The sequence below is a fragment of the Gardnerella sp. KA00243 genome (genome assembly GCF_049244105.1).
Taxonomy (GTDB): Bacteria; Actinomycetota; Actinomycetes; order Actinomycetales; family Bifidobacteriaceae; genus Bifidobacterium; species Bifidobacterium leopoldii.
In genome coordinates, this window is the sequence record NZ_CP058375.1 from 927,975 (window position 1) to 943,684 (window position 15,710).

The following is a 15,710-nucleotide window of genomic DNA, read 5'->3' on the forward strand; positions in this document are numbered from 1 at the left end:
AGCTAAAATCCGACCTTTTCTTTACATTTGCAACTACTTAGACTCAGCAGTATAGTATCCGTTAGCGTTAAGGCGAGCTTCAGGATTAAGCAACATCGCCTTTTCTGCTTCGTGACCGTCGTAGCGAGTGCCATCCGGAAGGCGCGTGCCATCCTTCAGCAAGTGACGATTCTCAACAGGCTCGAATAAAGCAGATCGGCCCATCATGCCTTCCTCAAATCGCCTCTGACCTGCAGCCAAACGCGCATTTGCCTTGGTACGCCAATTCTTAAGCGCATCAACACCTGCACTAGCAGCCACAGCAGCCTCAAAAGCACCAGGGTGAACCAATGCCACAAATCCGCTAACATGACCGAAGCCGAGCGAAGTTGCGAGAGCAGCCTTCACTGCACAAGAACCTGCACCATCGCCAATCCGCATCGGCTCACGCAACCAAACCATGTGGTCGTCGCGCGCAAGCTTAGGATCCACGCAGTCAAGTGATGCGTTTCCAGGAATTACGCCACTTCTAAACAGTTGCGTCAAACCGTTGATTTGGAAGATGCACGCGCCACCCTTTGCGTGCCCGGTCAGCGTCTTTTGGCTGATTACGAACAGTGGATTTCCGTCCGTGCGTCCGATTGCGTGCGCAAGAGTATTGTGCAGCTCGGATTCGTTCGGATCGTTTGCATTCGTAGACGTATCGTGCTTAGAAACCACAGCAATATCGTCCGGAGTAACGCCGAGAGCTGCCAAATCACGCACGAGCTTAGACTTAGCTCCACCCATGCCCGCAGCCAAAGCACCCAAGCCCGGAGCAGGAATAGAAGTGTGAATGCCGTCAGCGTAGGAGTGAATGAAACCAACCACACCAGCAACAGGCAAGCCAAGCTTCAAAGCAATATCGCCACGCGTAACCAAAATCGTACCGCCACCTTGAGCTTCAAGGAAGCCGCCGCGTCTGCGATCGTTTGCGCGAGAGAAGAATCGTGGATCGATGCCCTTCGCATACATTTCTTCGCTATTGGCAGTTGCGTTCATATTGCCGAAGCCAACTACGGATTCCACGCCGATATCGTCAATTGCGCCAGTTACTACGAAGTCAGCTTTGCCGAGAGCAATCTTGTCGACGCCTTCTTCGAGCGAAACAGCTGCAGTTGCGCATGCAGACACCGGCTGAACCATATTTCCGTAGCCGCCGATATAGGTTTGCATTACGTGAGCTGCAACAACGTTTGGAAGCGCCTCTTGCAGTACGTCCGTAGGAATTTCGTGGTTAAGGAAGCGATCCAAGTACAGTTTTCGCATTGAGCTCATGCCACCGAAACCGGTTCCTTGCGTGGAAGCAACCATTGACGGATGCACAGATTGCAAAATCTCCGAAGGTGTGAAACCAGCAGAAATGTAAGCGTCTACAGTTGTGACAATATTCCACAACGCAATCGTGTCAACACTTCCAACCATTGAAGCAGGAATTCCCCACTTCAGCGGATCGAAGCCCTTAGGGAATTGTCCACCGACGGTTCTGGTCATTGCAGCCCTACGCGGTACGCGAATCATAGAACCTGCCTTGCGCGTAACAGTCCATTCGCCAGATTCTGCATCGCGAGCAATTTCAGTGTGCGATTCGTCAAGTGCCACATATTCGCGCGCAATTGTTTCTGTTGGAACGCTGAAGCTCACGTCGTGATCGAGGAAGATTTCTGCTTCTTCTTCGTTCGCTCCATCCTTGTAGTCGCCACCCATGCCGGTTTCGAATGGTCGAATACCGGAGCGCGCAACTACTTCATCGCGATATTTCTCTGCAATATCTTCTTCTGGAACAAGCGTGCCGTCCGCATCGTACCAGCCTGGCTTTGGTGAATCCTGCCAAGTAAGCAAGCCCATATTCCAAGCCAATTCCAGCACTGCTCCTGCAGAAAGCTCCACGGATCCATCTTCGCGAATTCCAAGTTCTGCTTCGAAACGAGTACGTCCGGAACCCCACGGTCCAAGCTCGCCGACTGAGACGATCACAATTTCGTCTTCTGGACGCGCTGTTACGTTCTTCCAATCAGCCAAGTTGACTCGCGGCTGAGTTGGCATGTAAGGAGTTGGAAGTGCTTTGTTGGTTGATTTAGCAGTTGATTTAGCAGAAGATTCTGCAGCTTCTTCTACAGCTTCCGCCGCTTCTTCCGCAGCTTCAGCACGCTTCTGATCTTCCAACGCTTCTGCACGAAGAGCATTCAAATCAAGAGGCTCCTTGCCTAATCCACCCGTAAGATCAACGTCCAAAGGCGCGATTGCGGCCTGTTCGCGCGCTTCCTTCGTGCACAAATCGAGCAAACGATCTGCCATTTCTTGCGTTGAGTAGGTAGTTAAGCCATGACGTTCAACTACAGCCACAAGCGGATCATTTCCACCCATCAAGCCGGTTCCACGCACCCATCCAATCTTAGGATGCGCAAAAGTCACGCGATCCGACCACACACTTTCTGCATGCGCACGGTTCACAATCGCATCGAAAGCACTCTTGACTTCGCCATAAGCACCATCGCCGCCAAACATACCGCGGTTTGGAGAGCCAGGTAACACAACGTGCATACGATGTTGCACATCCGTATCTGCTCCAATTTGCGCAAATCCGGCGATTGCACGCTCCACTCCCCACAGCATTAAGCGCGATTGCGATTCAAAAAGCGAACCAGAATCAGCCAAAGTGCCGTGAACTGGAGGCGCTGCAAACGGGAAGAACATGCTCGGCTCGTAAGCAGGCTTCAAAATAGTAGTAGTTGCGCCGCTAACTTTCTTCGAAACTGTGCCAACCCACTTTACAAGCGCGTCAACATCGCGGTAGCTAGACAAGTTTGCTGGAACAAGCCACAACTTTGCGCCCATTTGAGCGTTTTCGCGATACGCTTTCTTCGCCCAAGACTTAACGCTCGGCTTGAAACTGTGCGAAGTTGCGATAACCGTAGCTCCACCCTTAAGCAAGCCCGTTACTACGCGAGCAGCAATCGAATTAGGAGCAACACCTGTAACTACTGCAACTTCTCCTGCAAAACGAGTCGCTTGAGCAGTATCAACGTTGTTTTGCGCAAGTTTAGTGCGAGAATCGTGAGCAATATCATTAAATATTGTTGCAAGATTGTTTAATTCGCGAGATTTAGAAAGACTTGCAAACCACTCAGCTTCCGAAGCTACTGCTTCCCCTGCACCAAGGAAACTACCAAAATCATTTAAGATTTCAGAAACTTCATTTACCTGAATATCAACATTCTTTCCAGCATACTTGTAGTACAAGCGAGCAACGTCTTCACGAGCAGAAGCCCAGCGGTCGTCGAAAAGAATTGCCTTACGCTCATCAAATCGAGGAGCCACCTGCTTCGGCCAATCCGCACCTAATTCTGCTTCAACAGCAGCTACAACAGCAGCATTTTCGTCACTTTCAGTTTCTGCTTTAGGAGCTTCAACACCAAGCTTTGCTAGCACAAACTTAGCAGTTGCAGCAAGTACGCCGTCTGCGCCAACAACTTGCTGCGCAAAAGCGTCAAGAGCTGCAGAATCAACAACAGCACCACCGGCTGCGCCAGCAGCGCCAGGCTGAGAAACGCTAACGCCGTGAGCTTGCGCAACTTGCTGTATAGCTGCGTCGATTAAAGCGTCGGCTGCAGCAGTATTCTTTGCAGGATCAGTTGAAAGTTGCGCAAGATTTTCACCGCGCACGCTAGCACCTTCACGCGTTTGCAAAACCAAAGCCGCAAGAACGTGCGCACGCCAGCCTTCACCAAGCTGCCAAACTTCCAAAATACGCTTGTCAATTTGCGCTGGTTTCACACCGGCTGCACCGAAAAGCGCACGCAAACGTTCGCGCACAATATCGGAAAGCACAGCACCAAAAGCTTTATAGCGAGGAGCAACCGAATCCACAAGCTTTCGCAACGCACTCATTGGAGCTTCTGCAGCACCATCCACGCTTGCCACGCCAAGCTCGGAACTAATATCCATAAGAAGCTGGTTTCTGCGTGAAGATACGCCGTTTGTAAGAGTATCAGTTGTGTCAGTGTCTCCGATTTGGTCGAGGCGGATTTTTGCACTATACGCAATAAGCATTGAGATTGCGTCGGATGCTTTGAATGGCAAGTCTGCTACAGGTCCGCTTGCTGCTGCATTAGCTGCAGAAGCAGAAGCCGCAGGAGCAGCAGAGACAACATTTGCTGCAGGAGCTGCAGGAGCAGCAGTCGCATCAGCAATGCTACTTGCTTCTTGACTATCTTCCTCAGTAAACACTTCAGGCACAAGCGAATCAGTGTCAGTCATATAAACGCGGCCTTCATCACGACCAACGTTGTAAACAGTCACTTTTTCGCCACTAAACTCCGGCAAAGCAAGAGTTTTAGCACCAAGATTTGCCAAAGTTGGCGCGTTTCCTAAACCAACTTCAACGTACTCTTCAACGCCAAGACCACCGCGAGCGCGATCAGCAAACATAAGAGCCTGCGTTTCAATCCAACGAACTGGAGAAGCGAACTGCCATGAAAGAAGCTCCGTAAGAAGCAATCTACCAAGCTTCTGCTCATCCTCTGCATAAGATTTCCACGTAGTTTCATCTTCCAAAGCTGCTTCAATGCGCTCAGATGGCACAACATCCAAAATCTTTTGCGCAAATTCTCGCGTAAGCTCAAACGGGCAAGCCACGAGGTTTGGAATGTAACGATCTACAAGCACAGAGTAATCAATATGCTTCGGCAGCAGCGAATCGAGCTTGTCGCGGAATTCCGGCACACCCTTTCGAAGAATTCGAGAGTGGAACGGCACGTCAATTCCTGGAACAAACATAAATGGAGGCTTGCCGCCATACTCCTTAGCGCGCTTAGAAGCGTCTGCCGCCAATGCCTTCAAGCCTTTAATAGTTCCAGCAATTGCGTACTGCTGACCTGCCAAGTTGTAGTTTACAATTTGCAAGAATTCGCCAGTAGCCTTGGAAATGCCATCAACGTAAGCGTTCACACCTTCGTCTGACACTCCAAACTGGTTTGGTCGAAGCGCACCCATGCGGTAGTTCGAGCGACCTTGCGCATCGCGCTCAATCAAGTGATGCATTGTAGATCCGCGGTGGAACACCAATTCAAGCACAGTTTCGAGTGGAATAATTTGCGCGAAGGAGCTCAAAGCATTGTATTCGCCAAGCGAATGTCCTGCAAAGTAAGCAGGCCAAATATCGCATCCTGCTTCACGCAAACGCGCGGTTTGCGCAAAGGCAACTGTTGCGAGCGCAACTTGCGTAAATTGTGTTAAATTAAGCAATCCTTCAGGATGGTGATAAGTTACGCCGTGAGCAGTAAGCTCCTTTGGATTATCGCGCACGACTGCGAGGATTGAGAATCCAAGCTTTTCGCGAGTAAGCTTGTCTGCTCGCTCCCAAGTATCGCGCACTGCAGGCGACTTTGCGCGCTCATCCAGCGACATTCCTTGCTTTTGGATACCCTGACCTGGGTATACGAATGCTGCACGTGGAGCGCGAGTAAGTGCGCTTGCTTTAGACACGATTTGCCCATCAACTCTGCATGTAACTTCCAAAGCAAGTCCGCCGCGACGAACTTTACCAACGCGCTCAACTGTGATTTCTACTTCGTCGTCAAGCTGAACCATGCCGTACATGTTGTAGGACCAACCAATGAGCTCGTAGCGAGCACCTTTTTCATCAACTGCTTGAGCCACATGCTGAGCTGTTGCAGAAAGCCACATACCGTGTACCAAAGGAGCAGAAAGCCCGGAAATTGCAGCACCTCGTTTAGAAGTGTGAATTGGGTTGAAATCTCCAGAAGTACGCGCGAAAGCGGTCATATCGTGAGGAGCGCGAACGACTACTCTGCGCAAAGCTCTGCGAGGTGTGTCTTCAATTTCGTATCCGTGCAATCCTGCAGCTTCGCCATATTGCGCAGCTGGAGCAGGAAGCGCGTTGCTGAAGCTTCGTCCACGAATAGCAAAACGCTCAGTTTCGTGAGCCAAACGAGTTCCATCTGCAGCAGTATGCATTACGTGAATAGTTACCACGCGTCCGGAAGCAGATTCTGCATACGGCTCAGCCCAGCCGAGCAAATTAATTCGCTTGTCGACATACTTTTTAAAATCTTCAGCATCGACGTCAAGTTCTACTAAATGATCTAGGTGAACAGCGTTAAGCAGACCCTCAATAATCGGGTATCCATCAACCATTACGGAACCCAAAGCCGAGTAAATAGTCGGCCAAGCAGGACCTACTAACGCGTCTGGCACAATGCGAGAAGCAAGCAATCCATCTGGAAGTCTTCCAGCAGTAGCAGACTCGTGATCAATTCCAAGATTTCTTGAGAAAGTATAGGAAGAATGAACCAATCCAAACGGGAAATCTCTATAACCTTCTGCGAGCAAATCTTCCGGCAATTTTGCCAAACTGCCATCTTCTTTTACTGTTTCAACCTTAGGCATAGCGTCAAGCACATCGCCAGTAATCGCTGTATTTCCAATACCTGCGGTTGCTGCAAGCATTTCGTACACGTGCTTTGGCAAGCGTTCGCGGTCAACTACTGGTATGCTTCCAGCTTGACTTGCGTCAACAGTTAGCGGAATTACAATATCTCGTACTGCATGCTTGCGTTTTGGCGAGTTTGCAGCGTTTTTTGTGGAGTGTTTTGCTTCCTGATTTTCTTGATTATCCCAGAATGTATCTAGCTTAATATCTAAATCAAGCGAAATTACGTCATTATTACTAGAAGTTACTGTAATTACGTAATTTTCGTCTCCTAAAGACGTTCCGTAAGCAGGGTTTGCAGTTACATGACCAACCCAAGAAATATTCGGGCATGCACGCACGTAAGCTTCAACGTTTTTAGCATCAGCAATCTGACTAAAAGCAGATTTTGAAGACTTGCTCGCCGCATTTTCCTTATTTTCTGCTTCTACTCCAGTTTCCGCTCCAGATTCTGCACGATTGAGCACAGCTGCTTCAAAACGTCCCAGAATATCGGCAATCGGCTCATCCATAGTCGTAATTCCAGCCACGGAAATCGGTCCTGGAATTACGCGCACAGCATCTGCCGAGTAACGCGAATCTTCCGACTGCCAAAGCTGATCTTGACCCCACCAACGCAACAAATCGTTGTCAATAACTGGCACGAATGGCATTGGCTTAGGGTATTCGCGCACCAAAGTTGGGAACCAAGCGGCATCCATTGGCACAACGTTCATCTCGCGAGCTTGAGGCAACGCATCAATCAGCGTATATAAAACAGCTTGAGGGTGCTTAGAAACTTCTTCAATAGAAGGCAGAATAGAAGTAAATTCGCCTGAATCTTGATTAATTAAACGCGCTTCAATACGCTGTAACAAATGCATGTAGCGATCTGCGTAAGTCGGATCCACCCAAGGGTATGCCAAATCTAGGAAACGTTGAGCAAATTGCAAGTAAGTCATGCTTTCTACGTCACCAAAATATGGCTTTGCAGTAGAGTTAAGCACTTCGATTACTTCATCGCGACGTGATTCAAGCTCTTCAGGATGTTTCATCATATGAACGAGCAATCTACCGCAGCGAGCAGAAGCGTTTTCTAACTCGTAAATATCTGCGTGCAAATGGCTTAAACCACTCGTCACACCGCCAATCACTTTGCCAGAAGGCACCCAACGCTCACCCATTGGCGCGAACGGATCCTCATCAAAACCTTCAATGCTAGAAGATTTTGGCATCGCAATACCCGGAGTTTCCACAAGCATACGCTTTACTTCAGGGCTTGTATGCGCTTCTTTTGCTGTCATTGCAGCTGTGCCAATCATTACAGCATCAACTGGCATATTTGGCAAACCGTATTCATTCGCCCATTCGCCAGAAATGTAGCCTGCAGCACGCTCAGGAGTGCCAATACCGCCGCCTGCAACAAGCACCAAATTTTCGCACTCGCGCACTTGCGCGTAAGTTGTCATAAGCAAATCGTCAAGAGATTCCCACGAATGGTGACCGCCTGCAGCACCGCCCTCAACCTGCACAATAATCGTGGCTGGAGCAACAGCCTTAGCAATTCGCACAACTTGACGAATTTGGTCAACTGTTCCAGGCTTAAACGTTACGTAAGGGAATCCATCAGCTTGCAAGGATGCTACTAATTCCTTGGCTTCGTCAAGTTCTGGAATGCCTGCAGAAATAACTACACCATCAATAGGAGCTCCCGACTGCCTCTTTTTTGGCACGATTCGCTTCGAACCAAATTGCAAATTCCACAGGTAGCGATCCATAAACATGGCGTTAAATTCGATAGTTGCGCCTTCGCGAAGCTGATTTTCAAGCGACTTCATATGACGATCAAAAACTTCTGCAGTTACTTGACCGCCGCCAGCAAGCTCAGCCCAGTAGCCTGCATTTGCTGCTGCAGCAACGATTTCCGGCTCTACTGTCGTTGGTGTCATTCCTGCAAGAAGCACAGGAGCTTTGCCTGTAAGCTTGCTAAATTTAGTAAGTACTTTACGTCCTGCAGGCGTGTTGATTACTCGAGGAGCAAAATCAGCCCAGCAGCCCGTACGCTCTAGCTCAGAAGCAGAGTCAGCTGTCGAAAGCTCTGCACGCGAGCGCAAGGTAGCAGCCTCTACTATTCCAGCGCCGGTTCCTTGCACAAGTACTCCAGTAAGCTTTCCGAGCACTTCGCTAGGACCCATGTCTAAAATCCAAAGCGAGCGCGCGTCGTTTTGCTCCAAAACTTCACCAATTTGCGTAGCCCAATCAACAGGAGTTACAAGCACTGCATCAGCCAATTCGCGAGCAACTGTAGTGTTCAAACCAGCCTCATTTGCCCACTCTACTACCTGCTCAACTGCAGATTGAAGCATTGGCGAATGGAATGGAACTGTAACATCCAAATATTCAGCAACTGGCGCAAATACAGCTCCACCGCGAACTTTCATTTCGCGCAATTTTTTCGAACGCTTTGTTTCTTTTTGCGCTTCGTTTGCAACAGCTTCCATATCTTCCGGGTATCCTGCAATAACCACGTGATTGTAAGCGTTTTTAACAGCAATTGACACTTCACCGCGCGTGCGCTCTACGCGGGAAATCAACGCTTCTGCCTGCTTTTTAGTAACTCCTTTAAGTGACAGCATTGGCGTATGCTCGCCGTCACCAGTAATTTCAAGCATTCGAGATTCACGATCTCCTGCAGCTCCAATTAAGTAGGCAATTGCGAGTAATTCTTCGATTTGAGCGCGAGCCTTCTGCCAAGACTTTGCTTTTATGCGAGCTTTTACCATTTCTGCTGCGATTACGCCTTGAGAATGACCCAAAACTGCGCACGGCTTGTTTACTTCAAAGTTGTATCCAAGATTTGTTAAGTCGCGCACTGCACCGAACTGTGCAAGCGTAATTCCAGGCACACTAAGAAGCGCGTTTGCAGCGTTCATATGCTTATTTTCTAGCGCGTCAAACACGTTTATGTCGCCGCCTGCATTTGCTAAAAGCTCAGAATAAATTGGCGATAGCAAAGCTTTTGCGCCTGCTTCATACTCGTGAAGTTCTGCGTTTAATTCTTCGTCTGAACTAAGCTCGCGCAAAGCTTCAACCCACGGAGTTGACTGACCTGCAAACACGAGTGCGTGCGGATTATTAGCGAGTTGGTCAAAAAAGTATGTTGTCATGATGTTTCCTTCTCGTTGATTTGGATAAGTTTTATAAATTCTGTAAATTCTGTAAGTTTTGTAAGTTTTATAGTTTTTAGTTATAAGTTTGATAATTCCTATAATTTTTATAAATCACTTACATTGGCTGATTTCCGTGATGCTTTCCAGTTCTGGAAACCCGCTTTTTACTGCGCAAAAGCTTCAATGAGCCGGCAATCATATCGCGAGTCTGCTCCGGGTCAATCATTGCGTCAATCTGACCAGTTTCCAACGAAAGATTTGCGTTCACAGTAGTCGCCTCATACTCGTCAACCAGCTGCTTTCTAAGAGCCGCAACGTCTTGCCCACGCTCTTTAGCTTTTTGCAAATCCTTGCGGTGAATAATATTTACGGCACCTTGCGCACCCAAAACTGCAATCTGGCTGGTTGGCCACGCGTAATTTACGTCCGCACCCATCGACTTGGAACCCATAACGATATAAGCTCCACCGAAAGCCTTTCGCAAAATCACCGTAACCAGCGGAACTTGCGCATTCGCGTACGCATAAATCACTTTCGCACCTCGGCGAATAATTCCTGCGTGCTCTTGATCTGAACCAGGCTTGTAACCTGGAGTATCAACCAAAGTCACCACAGGCAAATTAAACGCGTCACACAATCGCACAAATCGCGCGACTTTTTCGGAAGAATTTACATCCAAAATACCAGCGTTCACCTTCGGCTGATTTGCTACGATTCCAACAGGATGACCCTCAATGCAAGCAAAACCAACCACTGCAGAAGCAGCATACAACTCCTGCACTTGCACGAACTCGCCATAATCAACAATTCTGCGAATCACGTCGAGCACATCGTAAGGCTGACGGTCGTTATCCGGCACAATATTCGCCAACTCGCGCGCAGTTTCGCGATCTGCGCGCGTTGCAGCGTATGCAAAAGTTGGAGGCTCTACCTCACAGCTAGATGGCAAGTAAGCCAAAACTGTGCGCGCGTAGTCAATTGCGTCAGCTTCATCCTCTCCCAAATAGTGAGCGACACCGGAAGTTGCGTTATGCACAAGACCGCCGCCCAAATCGTCCATGCTAATAGCCTCGCCGGTTGCAGCTTTAACAACATCCGGACCGGTTACAAACATGTTTGAGTGCTCGCGAGTCATAATAATCAAATCTGTTAACGCAGGACAATAAACTGCACCACCAGCGCAAGGACCCAGAATAATTGAGATTTGCGGAATTAAGCCGCTTGCTTCACAAGTTTTTTTGAAGATACGCCCGTATTGCATAAGCGCGCTCACACCTTCTTGAATGCGAGCGCCGCCGGAATCAATTACGGCAACAACTGGCACGCGAAGTTCAACAGCCATATCTAAAAGATGGCAGATTTTCTCGCCTTCAGCTTTGCCTAAAGTTCCGCCGCGCACGGAAAAGTCTTGCGCATAAACTGCAACTTTTCTGCCATAGACTTCGCCAAATCCGGTGATTACAGCGCACCCTGCAACGTCGTTATTAATGTCACCACCGTTAAAACGTCCGATTTCCACGAACGATCCGGTGTCAAAAAGCAAGTCAAGACGCTCTCTTGCAGTTGACTTTCCTTTTGCATGCTGACGTTCTAAAGCTTTTTGTTCTGCGTCACGAGCAAGTTGTGCTGCGTGCTGAACTGCAGCTTTTCCGCGACGAGGCTGCAAGTTTGTATCGTCAGCAGAGCTATTAACAGAAGAGTTACTAACTGTTTTCGCTGAAGTTTCAGAGATTTCAGACTTTTCTTTTACTAAAGCGCTCATTTCTGCTCTCCTTCCGGCTTTTCATCGCTTTTTTCGGAAGATTTTTCTGCGCCTTTATCTGCGCTTTTGTCTCCAGCAAGATCAATCGTCACAAGCTTTGCGCCCGATTCCACGCCGTCACCAGGCCCCACAAAAATTCCAGTAACAGTACCAGCTGCAGGAGCGTAAACGTAATTTTCCATTTTCATAGACTCAAGCACCACAAGCAAATCACCCTTGGCAACCTGCTGGCCTTCAGCCACATTCACGCGCGTAATAACAGCTTGCATAGGCGCTGCAATTACGCCAGGAATCTGCTTTTGTTCTTCAGATTTGTGAGTACTTCCGCGAAGCGAACGTCCGCGCAAAGGCTGCGAAGCTCTAGAAACGCTACGAACTCGCGCCGAGCCAGTCAAATTATCAACAATATCTTGCGGAATCGTAAGCTTTACACGCTTATTATCAACCTCAATAATGAAGGATTCCATTGCAGGCTGCTTATTTTCGGATTCATCCGCAGACTTTCCAGAAACAAGCGAAGCCGGCTGACCGCCCAAGGAAGCTGCAGGAACTCGGTTCAAATACTTGCGTTCCATCCACTTAGTAGACACGTCAAAACTGTGATTTTCCGCAGTAAACTCAGGGTCGTTAAAAATCTGCTCAAAAAGTTTTGCTGGAGTTGGCACGCCCTCAATACAAAGTTCCTTCAAAGCGCGACGCACGCGAGCGACAGCAGTTTCGCGACTTTGCGCAGTAATAATAAGCTTGCCCATCATCGAATCGAATTTTGGCGAAATATTATCGCCAACTTCAACACCAAAATCGACGCGAATACCAGGACCGGAAGGCCACTTTATTTTCGTTAAAGTGCCGGAACTTGGAGTCAAATTCGTAGCAGGATCTTCCGAAGTAATGCGAAGCTCGAAGCTGTGTCCGCGAGGTTCTGGATCCTTAATCAACTCGCCGCCGTCAGCAATATTGAGCTGTTCTCGCACTAAATCAAGTCCACTAACTTCCTCACTAACCGTGTGCTCAACTTGCAATCGCGGATTAACTTCCAAGAAGTAGACTTTATGCTGAGAAGTCACCATATATTCGCACGTGCCAAGACCAACGTAGTCAACAGCTTCAAATAGGTTACGAGAATATCGGTAAAGCTGATCTTTTTCATCGTCGGTCAAGAACGGTGCAGGAGCTTCCTCAACCAGCTTTTGGTTTCGGCGCTGCACCGAGCAATCGCGCGTGGAATATACGGTGAAATTTCCGTGAGCGTCGCGGCCGCACTGCGTTTCAACGTGGCGAGCCTTGTCGATAAAACGCTCAATAAAATATTCATCTAAGTCGCCGCCCTGAAGAGCGTCGTGATTCATGTAAAAGCCTCGCAACTCGTCATCGTTACGAACGACTGTAATGCCGCGTCCGCCACCGCCATCCGTGCGCTTCATCATCACAGGATATCCGTGCGTTTGCGCAAAAGTTAAAAGTTCTCGAATATCTTTTACCGGCTCCGAAATGCCTGGAACTGGCGGCACTTTCGCGCGAACTGCCACGCGACGAGCCGTAATCTTATCTCCCAAATCAATAAGAGCTTCCGGGCGAGGACCAATCCAAATAACCCCAGCATCGTTAACTTTTTTCGCAAAAGACGCAACTTCCGAAAGGAAACCGTAACCCGGGTGCACAGCATCCGTGCCGCTTCTTTTAATAATGTCAAGAATCGCATCTTCGTTTAAATAAGTATCACGATACGTGTCTCCGGAAAGTGCGTACGCTTCGTCTGCCATTTCTACAAACTGCGCGTTGCGATCAGTAGGTGCGTAAATAGCAACGGTAGAAATGCCCATTTCGTGAGCCGTGCGAATAACTCGCAAGGCAATTTCACCGCGGTTTGCGATGAGAATTTTTTTGATATTCGTAACCATACGTTACAAGATATTAGAAAAGTTGCGTTTACGGATGAGTCGACATACACAAAAGCTAGAGCAAAATTTTGTACACTTCTCCAATGCACATGATTTTTTAGGCACGTAATGTGATTAGCGAAACGGAAAACAACCGGCAAAACCGTTTAATTGACAACCTATTAGCTGCAAACGGCAAACCGGAAATAACCAAAAGAAGGTTTTCATGACTAACATAAATCAAAATAATGCAGCAACAGCTTCAGCAAATTCAAACGTTGCAAATAAGTTGAAAGTAGCTGCAGCATGGCTTGCAAAGCCAGCGCTTCTCACTGTGCTTTTGGCTCTTTCTACCATGGCAGGCGCAATTTATCTTCCTATTACTCCTGTGCCTATTACGTTGCAAACTCTTGTTTTGTGCATTATTGGTTTAACTTTGAGCTGGCGCGAAGGCGTAGCTTCTGTAGTTATGTACCTTGCTGTTGGCGCAGCAGGTTTGCCTGTGTTTGCTGGCTTTAAGGGCGGCTGGGCTGTTTTTGTTGGCCCTACTGCAGGATTCTTAGCCGGTTTCATATTTGGCGTTGCTGCAACTGCAGCTTTGAAGCGCGTATTTGACGTAGCTCTTGACGCAATGATGTCAGAAAACTCCTTCAAGAAGACTTTCGCACGCTTCTGCACTTACTCTGTAGCTTCTATAATCGGCACGATCGTGATTTACGCATTCGGCATTTTCGGTCAAAGCTACCTAACTGGCATGCCACTTTCAACTGCCGCCGCAACCTTGATTATCTTCATGATTGGCGATTTGATTAAGGCTTTTGTTGCGAGCGCGGCTTGCTCCGGCTTGTACAACGCACTTAACAAAAAGCGCGCGTAGCGGAAACGTTATATTGCAGAAAAACGGCATTTCCTTTACACGACTGTAAAAGGGAATGCCGTTTTGTATAAGATTGCCGCGCACTTGCTCTTTGACTGAGATAACTAGCAAACAGCTGACGCTTGCGCTTTAAGCGCTCGCTGTTGAGCTTGCACGGAAAGTCCACTGGACTTTCCGTCTGAGCAAGCTCACGCTCCGAATTGCTTTCGCGCGCTAAATCGCAGCGCTCAAGCAGGTCGTCAGCGCACACTAGTCACAACCTAGTTTCTAAAGCACAACTACACTAACCTGCCCTGCCTGCGTCTTTATTGACGCAGGCAGACCTCGCTTGCGTTGAAAGCACACCGTGCTTTCAACCCTGAGCAAGCTCGGCGCTCCGAGTTGCTTTCGCGCGCTAAATCGCAGCGCTCAAGCAGGTCGTCAGCGCACACCAATCACAGCAGAATTCCCAATGAACTACCAAGCGAACCTGCCCTGCCTTCGTCTTTACTGACGAAGGCAGACCTCGCTTGCGTTGAAAGCACACCGTGCTTTCAACTCTAAGCAAGCTCGGCGCTCCGAATTGCTTTCGCGCGCTAAATCGCAGCGCTCAAGCAGGTCGTCGCGCTTCATACGCAACTGCGTGCACATCGCCGCTTTTTACCACAATTTCCTCGCCAGATGCCTCACGAATTGTAAGCGACGCATCTTCTCCAAGCCGCACAGCAGTTCCTGTCACCACGCTTCCGTCAATTGGATGCACGTTAACTTCGCGTCCAAGAGTCCAACACACACCATTTACCTCTTTAAGCAAATCGGCAGCGTTACTTGGATAATCACGCATAAAATCGCACAATCTCGTCCTCAATCCAGTAACTATTTTCGCAGCAATCGTATCACGCAATTCTTTAGATTCTGGTAAATCAGTCATATGCATTTGCAACGAAGTTGCCATCTTAATTGGCAGCACTTCTTGCGGCACGCACAAATTCAATCCGATTCCAAAAATTACTCCAACAACATTGTCTTTGCTTGGATCGGCTACGATTTCTGTTAAGATTCCGCCTTCTTTACAATCGTGCAAAAACACGTCGTTAGGCCATTTAAGTTTTATCGCGCAAGCATCACCGTGTATCGGCGAACTTCCGCACTCTTTAAACGTTTCTAGAAGTGCGTCACGCGCTGCAAGCCCTGCAATAATAGGCAGCCAGCCATTGTGACTTGCGTCCATAACAATTGACTTCGGCAGCAAAGTTACGAATGAAACTAAAAAGCTTTCTCCCGGTCGGCTTACCCACGCGCGCCCTAATCGTCCTCTTCCTGCTGTTTGCTCGTCTGCCACAATCGCAACTATTGCTGGCTTTCCGTCATCTCGCGCGATTATTTCGCCTTTTTGTATCATTTCTCGCGCAATATTTTGCGTAGAATCTGTAATTGCGAAATATTTTACCAAATCTGCTACTTCTGATGTCTGCGGCATCAATGCCACACTTTGCGAAGAAAAAATAGTCATATGTATAATTTACATCAGATTATATTTTTGCGCGCGTAATTGCATGTTTTGCGCGCAATAGCAACCAAAATAGCTAGG

5 protein-coding genes are annotated in these 15,710 nt (G+C 48.4%); 1 reads left to right on the top strand and 4 read right to left on the bottom strand.

Annotated features, from left to right (window positions below):
- Positions 1-33: 33 nt before the first annotated feature.
- From HXT50_RS03505 to HXT50_RS03515, 3 genes are all read right to left on the bottom strand, one after another.
- Entirely contained in the window at positions 34-9,618 is a 9,585-nt protein-coding gene (locus HXT50_RS03505) for a fatty acid synthase subunit beta domain-containing protein (RefSeq protein WP_421777028.1), read from the bottom strand.
- A 118-nt stretch (positions 9,619-9,736) separates the two neighbouring features.
- The gene (locus HXT50_RS03510; protein WP_101886141.1) at positions 9,737-11,383 is read right to left on the bottom strand and encodes an acyl-CoA carboxylase subunit beta; all 1,647 of its coding nucleotides are present in this window, start codon (positions 11,381-11,383) and stop codon (positions 9,737-9,739) included.
- On the bottom strand, positions 11,380-13,284 hold the full coding sequence (locus tag HXT50_RS03515) for a biotin carboxylase N-terminal domain-containing protein (RefSeq protein WP_004106295.1): 1,905 nt from the start codon (positions 13,282-13,284) through the stop codon (positions 11,380-11,382). Before HXT50_RS03515 ends, HXT50_RS03510 begins: the two co-directional genes overlap by 4 nt.
- 205 nt (positions 13,285-13,489) lie before the next feature.
- Between HXT50_RS03515 and HXT50_RS03520 the strand changes: the two genes are divergently transcribed.
- Positions 13,490-14,140 carry a biotin transporter BioY gene (locus tag HXT50_RS03520; RefSeq protein ID WP_101886142.1) on the top strand — a complete coding sequence of 217 codons (651 nt, stop codon included), beginning with the start codon at positions 13,490-13,492 and terminating at the stop codon, positions 14,138-14,140.
- A 589-nt stretch (positions 14,141-14,729) separates the two neighbouring features.
- Here the strand turns inward: HXT50_RS03520 and HXT50_RS03525 are convergent.
- Positions 14,730-15,632: a biotin--[acetyl-CoA-carboxylase] ligase gene (locus HXT50_RS03525; protein ID WP_112928807.1), complete on the bottom strand. Its 903-nt coding sequence runs from the start codon at positions 15,630-15,632 to the stop codon at positions 14,730-14,732.
- Positions 15,633-15,710 lie beyond the last annotated feature (78 nt).

Coding starts and splice junctions, on each gene's coding strand:
- HXT50_RS03505 (WP_421777028.1), bottom strand. CDS start 9,618: ATGACAACATACTTTTTTGACCAACTCGCTAATAATCCGCACGCACTC.
- HXT50_RS03510 (WP_101886141.1), bottom strand. CDS start 11,383: ATGAGCGCTTTAGTAAAAGAAAAGTCTGAAATCTCTGAAACTTCAGCG.
- HXT50_RS03515 (WP_004106295.1), bottom strand. CDS start 13,284: ATGGTTACGAATATCAAAAAAATTCTCATCGCAAACCGCGGTGAAATT.
- HXT50_RS03520 (WP_101886142.1), top strand. CDS start 13,490: ATGACTAACATAAATCAAAATAATGCAGCAACAGCTTCAGCAAATTCA.
- HXT50_RS03525 (WP_112928807.1), bottom strand. CDS start 15,632: ATGACTATTTTTTCTTCGCAAAGTGTGGCATTGATGCCGCAGACATCA.